Origin of the sequence: Pseudalgibacter alginicilyticus (assembly GCF_001310225.1) — a bacterium.
Taxonomy (GTDB): domain Bacteria; phylum Bacteroidota; class Bacteroidia; order Flavobacteriales; family Flavobacteriaceae; genus Pseudalgibacter; species Pseudalgibacter alginicilyticus.
This window is the reverse complement of sequence record NZ_CP012898.1, coordinates 892,287-908,038: the sequence shown is the minus strand read 5'-3', so window position 1 is coordinate 908,038 and position 15,752 is coordinate 892,287. Positions and strand designations below refer to the sequence as shown.

At 32.9% G+C, this 15,752-nt stretch carries 9 protein-coding genes; 2 read left to right on the top strand and 7 right to left on the bottom strand.

Features of this window, described 5'->3' with window-relative positions; all coding sequences use genetic code 11:
- Nucleotides 1-147 precede the first annotated feature (147 nt).
- Nucleotides 148-2,754 (bottom strand): ATP-dependent chaperone ClpB, encoded by a 2,607-nt coding sequence (clpB, locus tag APS56_RS03715; RefSeq protein WP_054724892.1) that lies wholly within the window; start codon nt 2,752-2,754, stop codon nt 148-150.
- 233 nt (nt 2,755-2,987) lie between these two features.
- Between clpB and ytxJ the strand changes: the two genes are divergently transcribed.
- Nucleotides 2,988-3,386, top strand: a complete 399-nt coding sequence (gene ytxJ / locus APS56_RS03710) for a bacillithiol system redox-active protein YtxJ (RefSeq protein WP_054724890.1) — start codon at nt 2,988-2,990, stop codon at nt 3,384-3,386.
- Between the two features lie 78 nt (nt 3,387-3,464).
- Here the strand turns inward: ytxJ and APS56_RS03705 are convergent, their stop codons facing one another.
- Nucleotides 3,465-4,646: a hypothetical protein gene (locus APS56_RS03705; RefSeq protein WP_054724889.1), complete on the bottom strand. Its 1,182-nt coding sequence runs from the start codon at nt 4,644-4,646 to the stop codon at nt 3,465-3,467.
- Nucleotides 4,647-4,946: 300 nt separating this feature from the next.
- Here APS56_RS03705 and glyA point away from each other — a divergent pair, with 300 nt between their 5' ends.
- Nucleotides 4,947-6,218: a serine hydroxymethyltransferase gene (glyA, locus tag APS56_RS03700; protein WP_054724887.1), complete on the top strand. Its 1,272-nt coding sequence runs from the start codon at nt 4,947-4,949 to the stop codon at nt 6,216-6,218.
- A gap of 204 nt (nt 6,219-6,422) precedes the next feature.
- Here the strand turns inward: glyA and APS56_RS03695 are convergent, their stop codons facing one another.
- The 5 genes from APS56_RS03695 to APS56_RS03675 all read right to left on the bottom strand — a co-directional run bounded on the left by APS56_RS03695 (nt 6,423) and on the right by APS56_RS03675 (nt 15,609).
- The gene (locus tag APS56_RS03695) at nt 6,423-7,316 is read right to left on the bottom strand and encodes a transglutaminase family protein (protein WP_236778457.1); all 894 of its coding nucleotides are present in this window, start codon (nt 7,314-7,316) and stop codon (nt 6,423-6,425) included.
- Nucleotides 7,313-9,871, bottom strand: a complete 2,559-nt coding sequence (locus APS56_RS03690; protein ID WP_054724885.1) for a circularly permuted type 2 ATP-grasp protein — start codon at nt 9,869-9,871, stop codon at nt 7,313-7,315. Before APS56_RS03690 ends, APS56_RS03695 begins: the two co-directional genes overlap by 4 nt.
- A gap of 26 nt (nt 9,872-9,897) precedes the next feature.
- Entirely contained in the window at nt 9,898-13,224 is a 3,327-nt protein-coding gene (locus APS56_RS03685; RefSeq protein WP_054724882.1) for a transglutaminase family protein, read from the bottom strand.
- Nucleotides 13,225-13,459: 235 nt separating this feature from the next.
- Nucleotides 13,460-14,464 (bottom strand): sugar kinase, encoded by a 1,005-nt coding sequence (locus tag APS56_RS03680; protein ID WP_054724880.1) that lies wholly within the window; start codon nt 14,462-14,464, stop codon nt 13,460-13,462.
- Nucleotides 14,465-14,568: 104 nt separating this feature from the next.
- Entirely contained in the window at nt 14,569-15,609 is a 1,041-nt protein-coding gene (locus APS56_RS03675) for a GMP reductase (protein WP_054724879.1), read from the bottom strand.
- Between the last annotated feature and the right edge of the window lie 143 nt (nt 15,610-15,752).

Sequence of the window (15,752 nt, the reverse complement as noted above, 5' to 3'; positions counted from 1 at the left end):
ATAAATTATGTCGTGTTTTTTTGATGAAAATACATTAGTGTTTGGTTATAATGGGGTTTTGTGTTGCTGAAAAAATAATAATTGTCTTTTTGTTTTAAACAAAAAGACAATTATTAATTAACAGTAAAGTTTACTTTTTATTGCATATTAGCTTTTGTCAGTAACTAAGTCGCTTTCATTTCTGAATACTAATGTATCGTCAAAAGCGTCCAAAAGAATGATACTATCTGTTGTTACTTTTCCTGCTAATATTTCTTTACTCAATGCGTTTAAAACTTCTTTTTGAATCACTCTTTTTACAGGTCTTGCTCCATATTCTGGATTGTAGCCTTTGTTTGATAAATACTCAATTGCTTGTGGTGTGGCATCAAAAGTAATACCTTGTTGGGCAATCATTTTTGTAATACCTTTTAGTTGTAAGCCTACAATGGCTGTTATGTCTTCTTTGTTTAACGGAGTGAACATAATGGTATCGTCAATTCTGTTTAAAAATTCTGGTCGAACACTTTGTTTTAGTAAGGCAAGCACATCAACTTTAGCGGCTTCAATTGCAGAATCAATGTCTTTTGTGGCTTCAAAACGTTCTTGAATAATATGGCTTCCAATATTGGATGTCATAATTATAATGGTGTTTTTAAAATCAGCTACACGACCTTTGTTGTCGGTTAAATGGCCTTCATCTAATACTTGTAAAAGAATATTAAATGTGTCAGGGTGTGCTTTTTCTATTTCATCTAAAAGTACTACAGAATAAGGTTTTCTTCTTACAGCTTCTGTTAATTGACCACCTTCATCATAACCTACGTATCCTGGAGGCGCGCCTACCAATCTGCTAACAGCGTGACGTTCTTGGTATTCGCTCATATCAATACGTGTCATGGCATTTTCATCATCAAAAAGATATTCAGCCAATGCTTTAGCAAGTTCTGTTTTTCCAATTCCTGTGGTTCCTAAAAACAGAAAAGTTCCAATTGGTTTTTGTGGGTTTTGCAATCCAGCACGGCTTCTTCTTACGGCATCACTAACGGCTGTTATGGCTTCTTCTTGGCCTACTACACGTTTGTGCAGTTGGTCTTCCAATTTTAATAGTTTTTCACGTTCACTTTGTAGCATTTTGGTAACAGGTATGCCTGTCCACTTTGCTACAACCTCGGCAATATCATCATAAGTAACCTCTTCTTTTATTAAAGAATGCTCATCTTGATTTGATAGAATTTCTTGTTGTGCTTCCAGGGTTGTTTGCGCTTCTTTAATTTTTCCATAACGTAATTCAGCTACTTTTCCATAGTCGCCTTCTCGTTCTGCTTTTTCAGCTTCAATTTTAAGGTTTTCAATGGTTTGTTTGGTGTTTTGAATGTTGTCAACCACTTCTTTTTCGCTTTTCCATTTTGCGAATATTTCGTTTCTAGCTTCTTTTAAATTTGCTAAATCAGAACGTAAGGATTTTAATTTGTTTTCGTCTTTTTCACGTTTAATGGCTTCAATTTCGATTTCTAATTGCATAACTTTTCTATCCAAAACATCTAACTCTTCTGGTTTGGAATTGATTTCCATGCGTAGTTTTGAAGCAGCTTCGTCCATTAAATCAATTGCTTTGTCAGGTAAAAAACGGTTAGTAATGTAGCGTTGTGATAATTCCACAGCGCCAATTATAGCTTCGTCTTTGATACGTACTTTATGATGGGTTTCATATTTTTCCTTTATGCCTCGAAGTATGGATATGGCACTCTCGGTATCAGGTTCTAATACCATAACTTTTTGGAAACGACGTTCTAAGGCTTTGTCTTTTTCAAAGTATTTTTGGTACTCGTCTAAAGTGGTAGCTCCAATGGCGCGTAATTCGCCTCTTGCCAAAGCGGGTTTTAAAATATTTGCAGCATCCATAGCGCCTTGTCCGCCACCTGCTCCAACAAGGGTGTGGATTTCGTCTATAAACAATACAATATCTCCATTACTAGAAGTAACTTCTTTGATAACCGCTTTTAGACGTTCTTCAAACTCACCTTTGTATTTAGCGCCTGCAATAAGTGCTCCCATGTCTAAAGCGAAAATCTGTTTGTTTTTAAGGTTTTCTGGTATGTCTCCGTCAATGATACGGTGTGCTAGTCCTTCAGCAATAGCTGTTTTTCCAGTTCCAGGTTCGCCAACTAAAATTGGATTGTTTTTAGTACGTCGAGATAAAATTTGAAGAATTCTACGGATTTCTTCGTCACGACCAATAACAGGGTCTAACTTTCCATCTTTAGCTAATTGATTTAAGTTTTTAGCATATTTATTTAAGGCATTATAAGTCTCTTCTTGGTTTTGTGAGGTTACATTTTCACCTTTACGTAATTCATTGATAGCAGCTTGTAAGCTTTTTTCAGTTACGCTTTGGTCTTTTAACATTTGTGCTATTTTGCTTTTTGATTTAAAAACTGCAAGTATTAAATGTTCGACAGAAACAAAATCGTCATTCATTTTTTTAGCAATAATAGATGCTTCATTTATGGTTTTACTTGCTTCGCGAGATAGCATTAATTCACTTCCGGATACTTTTGATAAGCTTTCTAATTGTTTGCCTATCGCTTGTTCAAGTATGGGAATATTGACATTCAATTTTTTTAAAATAAATGGTAATACATTTTGGTCAACTTCAAAAATCCCTTTGAAAATGTGTTCGTTTTCTATTTGTTGATGTCCATAACCTTGAGCTACCTGCTGTGCTTGCTGTATAGCTTCTTGTGATTTTATTGTAAAATTATTTAAGTTCATTGTATGATGTTTTTATCATCCTTTTTTCAGGAATGTGTTTGTTAAATTTAATATCTTACTTTTATAATCTATTAAGTCAATAATCTTACCAACTCACATGTAAAGACAAAATGTCTGTTTTTAGTGTATGTCTATGTGACTTTTAGTCAGTCTGTAAGATTTGAAGTTTGTTCCGACTTATTGATGGTACGGAGAATTTCTACTAAAATTACAAAAAAAATAAACATAAAGAAATGGGATTGATAGATAAAATATTTGGATCATCTAAGGGTGTATCTGATAAAAAAGAAGAAAAAATATTGCCATGGATTGCTTTAGATGCTTTAGAGCAATTAGATATTATTCAGGAAAAGTCAAAAATAAAAACACAAGTTATTTTTAAACATTCTACCCGTTGTGGTATAAGTAGAATGGTAATGAGTCAGTTTGTTGAAAGCTATGGCTTTTCGGAACAGGATTTAGATTTGTATTATTTAGATTTATTAAATTTTCGTGAAGTTTCTAATGAAGTAGGATATAGGTTTCAGGTTGTGCATGAATCGCCTCAGATTTTGGTTATTAAAAATGGAGAGGTAGTTGAGTATGCTTCGCATGGTCAAATAAATGAAGTTGATTTAGTTAAGTTTATCTAAAATTTATACCTTATAAAACTACCTCCAAACAGTTAAATACTGTTTGGAGGTATTTTATATTTTAAAAGGGATTTTTACTTATTTAGTGAAGGTATATGAATTTATAATATTTTTAAGTTTGAGTTTTAAGTTTTCTCCAGTATCATATATCATTTGTTCTTCAGTAGGAAATGGAACAGCACGTTTTTCTAAAAAAGGGATTAAACTTGTTTCTAATGCTCTACGATCACCTTGAGATGTTGCGTAAATGTGTTCAAAAACAAACTCGCTAGTTATCGGAAACGCATCAATGAGTTGTTTGCTTTTTAGATTTACATATTCTACATTTCCAACTACTTGTGTTGATTTAAATTGTTTAAACTCATAATATTCACAGCGTACTGTTTTCATATAATCTATTTGTATGTTATTGCCAAGACTGTCTTTTACCGTGTTGCCACGCTCATCTAATAAATTAGTTTTGCCATCAGCAATTTGCTTTTCTTTTATGATTTGTCGTTCTTTAATTTGTTCAGGTGAAATGTTGATATTTCTTAAATAAACACGCATATTAAAATCATAATCAATTTTTTCTTTAGGGGTACCATGATATACTGCCCAAAAATTATTTAAACCATAACTACTAAAATTTAGTAAATCATTTTCTAAGCGAACAGGAATAATTTTATCAGAATCATTAATCATATTTACTAAAACGAAGTCGGTTCCTTTTTGATGAGCAATATCTATGAGTTCACGTACGTCTTTATAGTTAGGGTTTATGTCTTCTATGTCTCGTAAATAGTCATAGGCTATTCGATAGTCAAGTTTATTGGAGGCGTTTAATAATTTGGTAGCATTTTTGTAAATCTGTTCTGCAGCATTGTTTTTACTATTTATAATTTGATTGTCGTAGTTATTAAAATTTAAGTTTATTTCTCGGTCATTTATATATAAAGGTAATAAAGGCATAATGCGTTCTTGACGATTCTTTAGGTCAATGTAGGCATCGTATATGCGAATGTAATTTTCAGGATTGTTATCTTTTTTTAAGAAATCTATATGGCTTAAATCACGTGCTGTTGCTTTATTAAAAGCTTCTTCAAGCATGACTATAAAATCTGTTTTACTTTTTTTGTCTTTATTAGTTTTTAATTTATCAATAGAGTAGGTAATGGCTTGATCATAGTTGCCAACACGTACTGATTTTTCAATTTGTTTTCGTGTGCTACATGAAATTAGTAGAAATACTACGACTGCAAAAAGTAAAGTTTTTTTCATTTGCTATGTGTTTTTTATTTGGCTTACAATTTGAAAACGAGTGCCAAAGTAAGAAAATAATAGATTAAATGCGTAATAAATCGTTTATATGTTGTTTTGTTAGGGTTTAATCTGTCTTTTTTTTTCCTTTAGGGTATTTAAAATAAAGAATTTGATAGTGTATTTGCGGGTATGAATATTCATGAAATTTAATTCATCGTTTATAAATAGTTGAAAACTTCATGGTAAATATGTGTTTTTTAATGTGTATAACTAATCTATTTGTTATTTTTGCCGAATCTAAAACCAGAATATATATTTATGCAACGCGACGAACAAATTTTTGAACTTATAGAAGCTGAAAAAGAGCGCCAATTACATGGTATTGAATTAATTGCATCAGAGAATTTTGTAAGCAGCCAAGTTATGGAAGCTGCAGGCTCTGTATTAACAAATAAGTATGCTGAGGGCTACCCAGGAAAGCGTTATTATGGCGGTTGTGAAGTGGTGGATGAAGTGGAGCAAATAGCTATTGATAGAGCTAAAGCCTTGTTTGGAGCAGAATACGTAAACGTACAACCTCATTCTGGGAGTCAAGCTAACACAGCTGTTTATCATGCGTGTTTAACACCTGGTGATAAAATTTTAGGATTTGATTTATCTCATGGAGGACATTTAACACATGGTTCACCAGTAAATTTTTCAGGAAAACTTTACAACCCTGTTTTTTATGGAGTAGAGCAAGAAACTGGGGTTTTAAATTATGATAAAATTCAAGAAATAGCGACTAAAGAACAGCCAAAATTAATTATTGCGGGTGCTTCCGCATATTCTCGTGATATTGATTTTAAACGTTTTAGAGTGATTGCTGATAGTGTTGGTGCTATTTTACTAGCAGATATTTCGCATCCTGCAGGTCTGATTGCTAAAGGCATTTTAAACGACCCGATGCCACATTGCCATATCGTAACAACTACAACTCATAAAACCTTAAGAGGACCACGTGGAGGTATGATTATGATGGGACAAGATTTTGATAATCCATTTGGAATTAAACTTAAAAATGGAAGTTTACGTAAAATGTCGTCTTTATTGGATTCAGCTGTATTTCCTGGAAACCAAGGCGGACCATTAGAGCATATAATTGCGGCAAAAGCCATTGCTTTTGGTGAAGCATTAACCGATGATTTTTTACACTACCAATTGCAAGTAAAGAAAAACGCAGCTGCTATGGCAGAGGCTTTGGTAGCTAAAGACTATCAGATTATTTCAGGAGGTACTGACAACCATTGTATGTTATTGGATTTGCGTAACAAAAACTTATCTGGCAAGGATGCAGAACAAGCCTTGGTTAAAGCAGATATCACAGTAAATAAAAATATGGTACCTTTTGATGATAAATCACCATTTGTAACTTCTGGAATTAGATTAGGAACAGCAGCTATTACAACTAGAGGTTTAAAAGAAGTTGATATGGTGGCTATTGTAGAATTGATTGACGAAGTAATAACCAATTTTGAAGATGAAACTGTTTTAGAGACTGTAAAAGCAAAAGTAAACGCTATGATGGTTGGCAAACCATTATTTGTTTAAAATGTTGTTTTTATAATTCAATATATAAGAGACTGTTTTAAATATGTTTAAAAAGAAATCCTGCTTTATGCAGGATTTCTTTTACTTTAATTTTTATGAGTTTTTAAAAGAGAAAAGATTGTTGTAAGGGGTAAATTTATATTTACTTAACTTAGATTATTTTCTTGTCTTTTTGGTTTTGTTCTATTGCAAAAATTTGGTTAACTATACTGCCGGCCGAATATCTACGGCTACTTGCATTTTGTTTTTACCAGTACTATAAATAACGCCTTTAAGTGGTGGCACATCATAATAATCTCGACCATAGGATACAATAATATGTTGATTTTTTGGAATTTGGTTGTTGGTAGGGTCAAAATCTACCCATCCAAAAGTAGGAATATAAACAGAAAACCATGCATGTGAGGCATCAGTACCAACTAATTTTTCTTTTCCAGGTGGTGGTAGAGTTTCAATATAACCACTAACATATCTGGCAGGTAAGCCAACAGAGCGGACGCAGGCAATAGCTATTTGTGCAAAATCTTGGCATACACCTTTTTTTTCTTTCATAACCTCGTGAATAGGGGTGGCTACGTTGGTGACTTCGGTATCAAAATCAAAATCTGTATAAATACGTTGCATTAATTCAAAAGCGGCTTCAAATATTGGTCTATTAGGTTTAAATGATATTTCTGCATAGGCTTTAATATCTGGTGATATTTTAGCAATTAAAATAGATTCTAAAATAAATTGCCGCGCTTCTAAAATATCTGTATCATTACTTTTTAAAGCTAAAATGGCTTCGTTTAAAGTAATTGATTTTCCAGATTTAGACTCTTCAATATTGGGTTGTAATGTATAATCACGGTGTACTTTGCTTTTTGCTATAACTACTAATTTTTCATGATGTTTCTGAATGGAAAAACGTGTAACGGTATTTCCGAAAAAATCTAATTTTTCTGAGATTTCTGATGGTATGGGGCTAATTTCTAAAGTATACTCAAGTAAAGTTTGACCTAACATATTCATTGGTTTTATGGTAGCTATATTATGACAAAATGTAACACCACTAGAGTAATCGTAACTAGTACTATGAGATATTTGAAATGTTATCATGATAGTGGAAAATTTTGATTAACCAATTGTTTTTGTTGGTATGAATGATTAAAATAGGTATCGGAAATAGCCATAGAAGTTTCATGAAGTAAATCGCTCAACTCGGATAGTACATCGTCTAAATTTTGTCTTAAACTCTCATTTTTATTTAATTCCATTAGGAATTCTACATTTAAACTTTGAATTTTTTTATTGGCTTCATTAATAAAAATTTGACATTGTGTAGTCTTTCCAATACTTTCTGAATGAGGCAAACGATCAATGTCTTTTTGAATCCGCCTAAGTTGATAGGTTAAGGATTTAGGATATTCCTTGTCTAATAAAATAAGTTGAATGACATTTTCTACACTCAAGTAGGAGCGATAGCTATATCTGTAAATATTCAGACTTTCGTGACTGGTTAATAAGGATTCAAGTATTTCATATTGGGTTACCTTATCATGGTTAAAAACTAAAAGTGAACGGCATTTTTCAACGTTCATCATGGCCTGTTCTTGTTGTAAACCTATAAAATATAAAAGTAAACCTTGTTCAACTAAAATACTTTCTTCAATAAGACCCATGAAAGCAATTAAGCGCGTTATATTGCGGTCTAAGAGTTTGATTAATTCAGAAACAGAATAATCTTTGTTTTCATTAAATTTAGACCATAATTTTTGAATGCTATCAAATACCCGCCACATATCTTTAGACCATAAGTTTCTTAAAGAATAATAGGAGTTGTTAAAACTAGTCATGGTTTGTGCAAAACTACCAACTCTCGTTTTATCAAGCATTAAAGATTGAATTTCATTTAGTGGGTTTTTTAAAGCTTCTTTTCTTTCTTTACCTACAAAACCAGGAAATGTATAAGTTATGTTAGTTAAGGATTGGAAAAGAAAATGCAAGCTATCGGATTGTGATTTGCGGTTATTGTATTGGATGCTATTCATTTTATTTAATACCATTCTTAAAAATCGAGCGGTAACTAAAGCTCTACCTAAATAACGGCCAGACCAAAAGAGGTTTTCAGCAGTATTACTAGGTAAATCATTAATATCTGAAATAGGAATTTTACATGAAGTATCCCAAGCGTAGTTTTGAATGTTAGTTTGTGGTTCATCTGTAAGAATCCAAAAATCTTTACTAATACCACCGCGTTGATTAGAAACAAATAGATTTTCTCTTTCTGCAGCTACTCGAACTAATCCTCCAGGCATGATGCTGTATGTGTTGTTTTTAGCCACAGAAAACATTCTGCACATAACTTTTCGTGGCTCCAACTTACCATTGACAAAGTCTGGAGCTGTTGAAAATGATATTTTGTCTTGTGCTACAAAGTGGTACGGATTTGCTTGGATATCAGCTTTTAAGTTTTTTATGGCCGACTCATTTAAAAACTCACAGAAAAAAATATTTTCTCTATTGGAGCGGTCAATACGTTTAACAACTAAATTTTCAAGATTTTCTATAACGTAATTGCGTTCTTTTTCTTGTCCGCACCACCAAGACGCTATTTGTGGTAGTATCAAATCTTCTTTCAAAAAATATTTGCAAATAGCATTCATAAAAGGAATTAGCCCAGAGTTTTCTAAAATACCACTACCAATGGGGTTTATGATGCTTACATTTTGTTGACGAATAACCTCTAGAAGCCCTGCAACTCCCAAATATGAATCTTCTCTCAATTCTAATGGATCCATAAAAACATCATCCACACGTCTTAAAATAACATCTACTTGTTTGAGTTCCTTTAATGATTTCATCCAAACCTTGCCGTTTCTCACAACCAAATCATTTCCATAAACCAAGGGGTGGCCTAAGAAAGATGCTAAATATGCGTGTTCAAAATAGGTTTCGTTATGAGGTCCAGGACTTAAAATTACAATGGTAGGATTTTCCTTGTTTTGAGGAGCTGCATCCAACAACATTTGATTAAAATCTTGAAAGAAGTTGGAGGGTTGTTTGATACTTATGTCTTTAAAAATATTAGGAAGTACTCTACTAATTGAATATCTATTTTCTAATGCGTAACCCATGCCTGAGGGGGCTTGTGTGCGATCGTTTACTACCCACAATTGTCCATCAGGACCTCTAGATAAATCTACAGAATGTATTAACAGGTGTTTAGTTGTGGTATATTGAATTTGATCGCATTGTCTTAAAAAACCTCGATGTGCATAAATAACTTCTTGAGGAATAATTTCATTTTTTATAAGTTCCCGTTTTCCATAAATATCTTTTAAAATAAGATTTAATAATTCGGACCGTTGTTTAATACCTTTTTCAATGTGTTCCCATTCGTTTTGAGAAAGAATAAAAGGTACAATATTCAAATTCCATGCACGATTCATGCCTTTTGGGTCGTTGTAAACATTATAGGTTACCCCATTTTCACTCATCAACCAATCAATCTCATTCTGTTTGGATATTAAATTTTTAGATCCTATTTGATTTAGGTTATTGAGTAGTTTTTCCCAATATGGATTGATGGACATATTAGACTTTAATACTTCATCATAATTTTTTACACCAGAAAAATAATTTTTAAATAATATATTCCTATCTACAATCATACCGCATTACTATCAATTAAAATGTACTATTTTTTTCTTAAATCTAAAGTATAAGGAAACTCAAAATTTATAGGGAGTTCTTTATAGCTGAATTTTTTAGAACTACCTTGTTTTTTTACTTTTTTTGAACTTTCTCCACCTTGAACAATGGCTTCGTTTTCTATAATTTCGCCTTGGGTATGGCCAAATTCCCAAAAACGATTGATTCTTCTTGATTCTGCTTCATTACTATTTACAGGGTAGGTGTCATACGAACGTCCACCAGGATGTGCTACATAATACGTGCAACCTCCAATGGAACGTTTGTTCCAAGTATCAACAATATCAAAAACCAATGGGGTATCTACACCAATAGATGGATGTAAAGATGAGTATGGATTCCATGCTTTATAGCGAACACCAGCAACAAATTCACCATGAACACCTGTACTGTTTAATTGCACTTTTACACCATTGCAAGTAAGTACAAATCGTTCTTCAATAAAATGATTTACTTTAACTTGAATACGTTCTACAGAGGAATCTACATATCTTGAAGTTCCTCCTCCAGTCATTTCTTCACCTAAAACATTCCATGGTTCTATAGCAGCACGCAACTCTAAATGAATGTTGTTAATTTCTACCATGCCATGAAGAGGAAATCTAAATTCAAAAAATGGATCAAACCAATCTTCTTCAAATTTATAACCCGCTCTGTTTAGTTGATCTACAATATCCTTAATATCTTCTCTAACATAATGTTCAATTAAAAACTTATCATGTAATTCTGAACCCCAGCGCACTAGATCATGTTCATAAGGTTTATTCCAAAACCATGCTACTAGAGTACGTACTAAAAGGTTTTGCATTAAGCTCATTTGTGGATGTGGTGGCATATCAAATGCACGAAGTTCTAATATGCCTAACCTGCCTGATGATGAGTCTGGAGAATACAATTTATCGATACAGAATTCTGCACGGTGGGTGTTTCCTGTTAGATCAGTTAATAAATGGCGAAATAATCTATCAGTTAACCAAAAAGGAACCTCGCCATCTTTAGGAATTTGACTAAATGCTATTTCTAGTTCATATAAGTTTTCCATACGAGCTTCATCAATTCTTGGTGCTTGACTTGTAGGTCCAATAAAGGCTCCTGAAAACAAGTACGAAAGTCCAGGGTGGTGCTGCCAAAATGTGAGTAAGCTACGTAATAAACTTGGTTTACGCAATAGTGGACTATCTGCAGGAGATAGTCCTCCTAAGGTCACGTGATTTCCGCCTCCAGTTCCGGTGTGCTTGCCATCCAACATAAATTTTTCGGTACCTAAACGAGATTCTTTAGCGAGTTCATAAAGTTTTAAAGTATTTTGAGTGAGTTCTCCCCAGTTTTTAGCTGGATGTACATTTACCTCAATAACTCCAGGGTCTGGAGTTACTTTCATCGATTCTAAACGGTAGTCTTTTGGTGGATCGTATCCTTCTAAAACAACAGGTATCTCAAGCTTTTTTGCCGTAGCTTCAATAGAGGCTATTAAATCTAAAAAGATTTCTGCTGAATCTAAAGGAGGTAAAAATAAATATAGTTTACCTTCTCTAATTTCTGAACATAAAGCTGTTCTTATAAAGTATTTATTATTCTCTTTAGCTCCTTCTTTTTCAATTCTATCAAAACGTTCTGATGCAGTTTTCTTAAAACTAGGGAGTCTTCCTTTAATAGAAAAATTATCGGGGTCAAATTTAGGGAATTCGCCATGTTCTGGTTTTCTTATTAAAGAGTCTAAAGGTAAACGCAATCCAATTGGGGAGTTGCCAGGAATTAAAAATAAGTGTTTTCTTCTAAAAACCCATTCGCTGGTATACCAAGTGCCCATGGAATTATTTAGAGGTAATACATAACCTATAGCTTTTGATTTTCCATCTTTTAAAATTTCTTTTAATTTGTTTTTAACTAATAGTGCACCATCGTCTTTTGTAGGATCAATATCTATAGGAAGCTTACCCTCTTCCCACATAAAATAAAAAGCATCTTCGTAAGTTGGAATGATATTTTTATCAGTAATACCTAAATGTTTAGAAAGGGTTTTTAAAAATATTTTATCGGCATCTTTTGGAACTATCGGATTGTCTGAAAATAAGGATAATAATTTTTTATTATGCCATATGTTTCTACCATCTTTTCTCCAACAAATTTCAATTTGCCAACGTGGTAACGGTTCACCAGGATACCATTTCCCTTGGGCTTGATGTAAAACACCTCCTTTTGCAAATTCATCATATAATTTGGTAGATAAGTTTTTAGCTAATTCTCTTTTGTGAGGGCCATCAGCTTCAGTATTCCATTCAGGCGACTCCATATCGTCAATAGATACAAATGTAGGTTCACCCCCCATAGTTAAACGAACATCTCCTTTTTCTAATTGTTTTTCTACTTTAAAGCCTAATTTGTAGATAGCATTCCATTGGGCTTCGGTATAAGGTTTTGTAACTCTTGGTGATTCAAAAATCCGTTTTACAGAGTTTTCAAATTCAAATTCTGTTTCACAAATATCTGTCATGCCTGTGACAGGCGCAGCACTTTCAAAAGTAGGTGTACAAGCTAAGGGAATGTGACCTTCACTTGCTAATAAGCCTGAGGTAGCATCAAATCCAATCCAACCTGCTCCAGGTAAATAAACTTCTGCCCAAGCATGTAAGTCAGTAAAGTCTTCTTCAGGACCAGAAGGACCGTCTAATGATTTTTGGTCTGATTTTAGCTGAACTAAATAACCCGATACAAAACGTGCCCCAAAACCTAAGTGACGCAATGTTTGAACAAATAGCCATGCATAATCTCTACAGGATCCATTTTTTTGACCAAGTGTTTCTTCGCAGGTTTGTACGCCTGGATCCATACGGATATTGTAGTTTAAGTATTCATATATTTTTCGGTTAATATCAATTAAGAAATAAATGGTTTTTCTTGGTGTATAGTCAATGGTTTTTATAAACTCCTCAAGTAGCTTACCTCTTTCTGTAATTTCTAAATAAGGTAATAGTTCTTTTTTTGTTGTTTCGGAATATACAAAGGGGTATTCTTCAGCCGATTCTTCAACAAAAAAATCAAATGGATTAATGGTTTTTAAGTCGGCAATAATTTCAACATCAATGGAGAGTTCTGTAGTTTTATCTGGAAAAATTAGGCGTGCCATGTAATTTCCAAACGGGTCTTGTTGCCAATTAAAGAATTGGTTTTCTGGCTTAATTTTTATGGAATAAGCTTCAATGGGCGTTCTGCTATGTGGTGCGGGTCTTAACCTAAAAATATGAGGAGATAAAGAAACAGGTCTGTCGTATTTATATTTAGTTTTATGTGAAATTACAATTTTTAACGCCATGTATTAAATGTTAAATTAAAGTACAATTTAAGTGTTTTTTTATTGAAAAAATACTGCTTAATCTTGAAAAATTAAAAGAATATCAAATGCATATTTTTTATATGTAAAAATTAATATTATGATAATTAGGATATTCTTTTTTTATTGTATGAAAAATGCTAAGCTAAACAGTAAATACTTCTGTAGGCCTCTGATAGTAGTTTTAAGTAAAAAAACAATTTAAAATAAGTTCAAATTACCTTTTGAAAACACCTGAAACATTTCCATTTAAAATTCCCATAACTTCATCTACGGTGGCATAGTTTACATCGCCTTCGTAAGTATGTTTTAAGGCACAAGCTGCACTAGCAAATTCCATGGATTTATAGTCATCAAATTTTTGAAGTCCATAAATTAATCCCGCGGCAAAGGCATCACCGGTTCCTATTCGGTCTATAATATGAGTGATATCAAAATCGTTGGTCTCTCTAAATTCAGTACCATTCCACATTCTAGCTCGTATTTTATGCCAAGATGCATTTATAGAAGTTCTAATTTTATCAAATACTTTTTTAATGTTTGGGAACTTTTCCATCAATTTTTTACTAGCGTTAATAAAATCTTCATTAGAATATGAATAATTAGTTCCTAAAACTTCATTCATTTCATTAATACCTCCAATAAAAATTGTAGAATAAGAAAGTAAATCAGTTAATACATCTTTAGCATTTTCACCATATTTCCACAAACCACTTCTGTAAGTTGGATCTGCAGAAACCTCTATACCTTTTTCTTTTGCTAATTTTAAACCTACTTTTAAAGTTTCGTAAGCCCCTTTAGTGAGTCCAGGTGTAATACCTGTCCAATGCAACCATTTGGCTTTTGCCATAGCAAACTCCCAATCTACCATAGATGGCTGAATTTCAGAAAATGATGAATGCGATCTGTTATATGAAATGGAACTGGGGCGCATGACAGCACCAACTTCTAAAAAATACACGCCAAGCGGTCTGTTAGAACGAACAATAGCAGACGTGCTAACTCCAAATTTTTGCAAAAAAGCCATGGCAGTATCTCCTAAAAAATCATTTGGTACGCAGCTAATATGTTTAACATTGCCACCAAAATTAGAAATTGATATTCCTACATTTACTTCGGTTCCTCCAAAATAAAATTCTAATAAATTAGCTTGAATGAACTTTTTGTTTCCTTCTGGGGATAAGCGCATTAAAACTTCTCCAAAGGTGATGATTTGATCCATTTATTCGTGTTTGTTTTAGTATTTATAAATATAGGGATTTTCAACAATAAAGTTTGTTATTTGATTATTTTCTTAATTGCTAGAAAAAAATGAAGTTATAGAAACTATTTAGTATAAACCTTATTTTCTTGTTCAGCAACTCTAATAAAAGTAGTTCGTTTGGTAAGCTCTTTTAGCCTATGTGCTCCAACGTATGTGCAAGTGCTTCGTAAACCTCCTAAAATATCTTGAATAGTATTTTCTACAGGGCCTCTATAAGGGACTTCTACGGTTTTGCCTTCACTAGCTCTATATTCTGCAACACCTCCAACGTGTTTATCCATGGCCGTAGAGGAACTCATACCGTAAAATTTACGATAGGGCTTCCCATTTTTATTGATTATATCTCCACCGCTTTCTTCATGACCCGCTAACATACCTCCAAGCATAACAAAATCTGCTCCAGCTCCAAAGGCTTTGGCTATATCTCCTGAAATGGAGCAACCTCCATCACTAATAATTTGTCCGCCTAAACCATGTGCTGCATCAGCACATTCAATAATAGCAGAAAGTTGGGGGTAGCCAACACCTGTTTTTACACGAGTAGTACAAACAGATCCAGGGCCTATACCCACTTTAATAATGTCAGCTCCTGAAAGTAATAATTCTTCAACCATTTCACCTGTTACAACATTTCCAGCAATAATGACTTTTTTAGGATATTGTTTCCTGGTTTTTTTTACAAAATTCGCAAAATATTCAGAATAGCCATTTGCAACGTCAATACAAATAAATTTTAGATGAGGATGTGTTTTTAAAATAGCAGATAAATTTTCAAAATCTTTTTTGCTAATACCTGTGCTTACTGCAATATAATCTTCAATACCTTTTGGTGCTTTGTATAAAAATTGATTCCACTCATTTAACGAATAGTGTTTATGAATGGCTGTAAAAACTTTTTTTTGAAAAAGAGCTGTTGCCATATCAAAAGTACCTACGGTATCCATGTTTGCAGCCATGATAGGAATACCCTCCCATGAAAATGGACTGTGTAAAAATTTAAAATTTCGATTTAAATCAACCTCAGATCTGCTTTTTAGGGTAGAGCGTTTGGGTCTAATCATTACATCTTTAAAGCCTAATTTAATATCATATTCAATCCGCATATTATTTGTAATTTAGATGAAATCAAAAATAAGAGTTTTGACTTTTTAAAATGATTAAAAAACTAAAAAATATACTTGCTAAAAATATAATAATAGCTTTGGTATGTTATTTAATATAAATATGTTTGTTAAAATCTAATTAT

Coding starts and splice junctions, on each gene's coding strand:
- clpB (WP_054724892.1), bottom strand. CDS start 2,754: ATGAACTTAAATAATTTTACAATAAAATCACAAGAAGCTATACAGCAA.
- ytxJ (WP_054724890.1), top strand. CDS start 2,988: ATGGGATTGATAGATAAAATATTTGGATCATCTAAGGGTGTATCTGAT.
- APS56_RS03705 (WP_054724889.1), bottom strand. CDS start 4,646: ATGAAAAAAACTTTACTTTTTGCAGTCGTAGTATTTCTACTAATTTCA.
- glyA (WP_054724887.1), top strand. CDS start 4,947: ATGCAACGCGACGAACAAATTTTTGAACTTATAGAAGCTGAAAAAGAG.
- APS56_RS03695 (WP_236778457.1), bottom strand. CDS start 7,316: ATGATAACATTTCAAATATCTCATAGTACTAGTTACGATTACTCTAGT.
- APS56_RS03690 (WP_054724885.1), bottom strand. CDS start 9,871: ATGATTGTAGATAGGAATATATTATTTAAAAATTATTTTTCTGGTGTA.
- APS56_RS03685 (WP_054724882.1), bottom strand. CDS start 13,224: ATGGCGTTAAAAATTGTAATTTCACATAAAACTAAATATAAATACGAC.
- APS56_RS03680 (WP_054724880.1), bottom strand. CDS start 14,464: ATGGATCAAATCATCACCTTTGGAGAAGTTTTAATGCGCTTATCCCCA.
- APS56_RS03675 (WP_054724879.1), bottom strand. CDS start 15,609: ATGCGGATTGAATATGATATTAAATTAGGCTTTAAAGATGTAATGATT.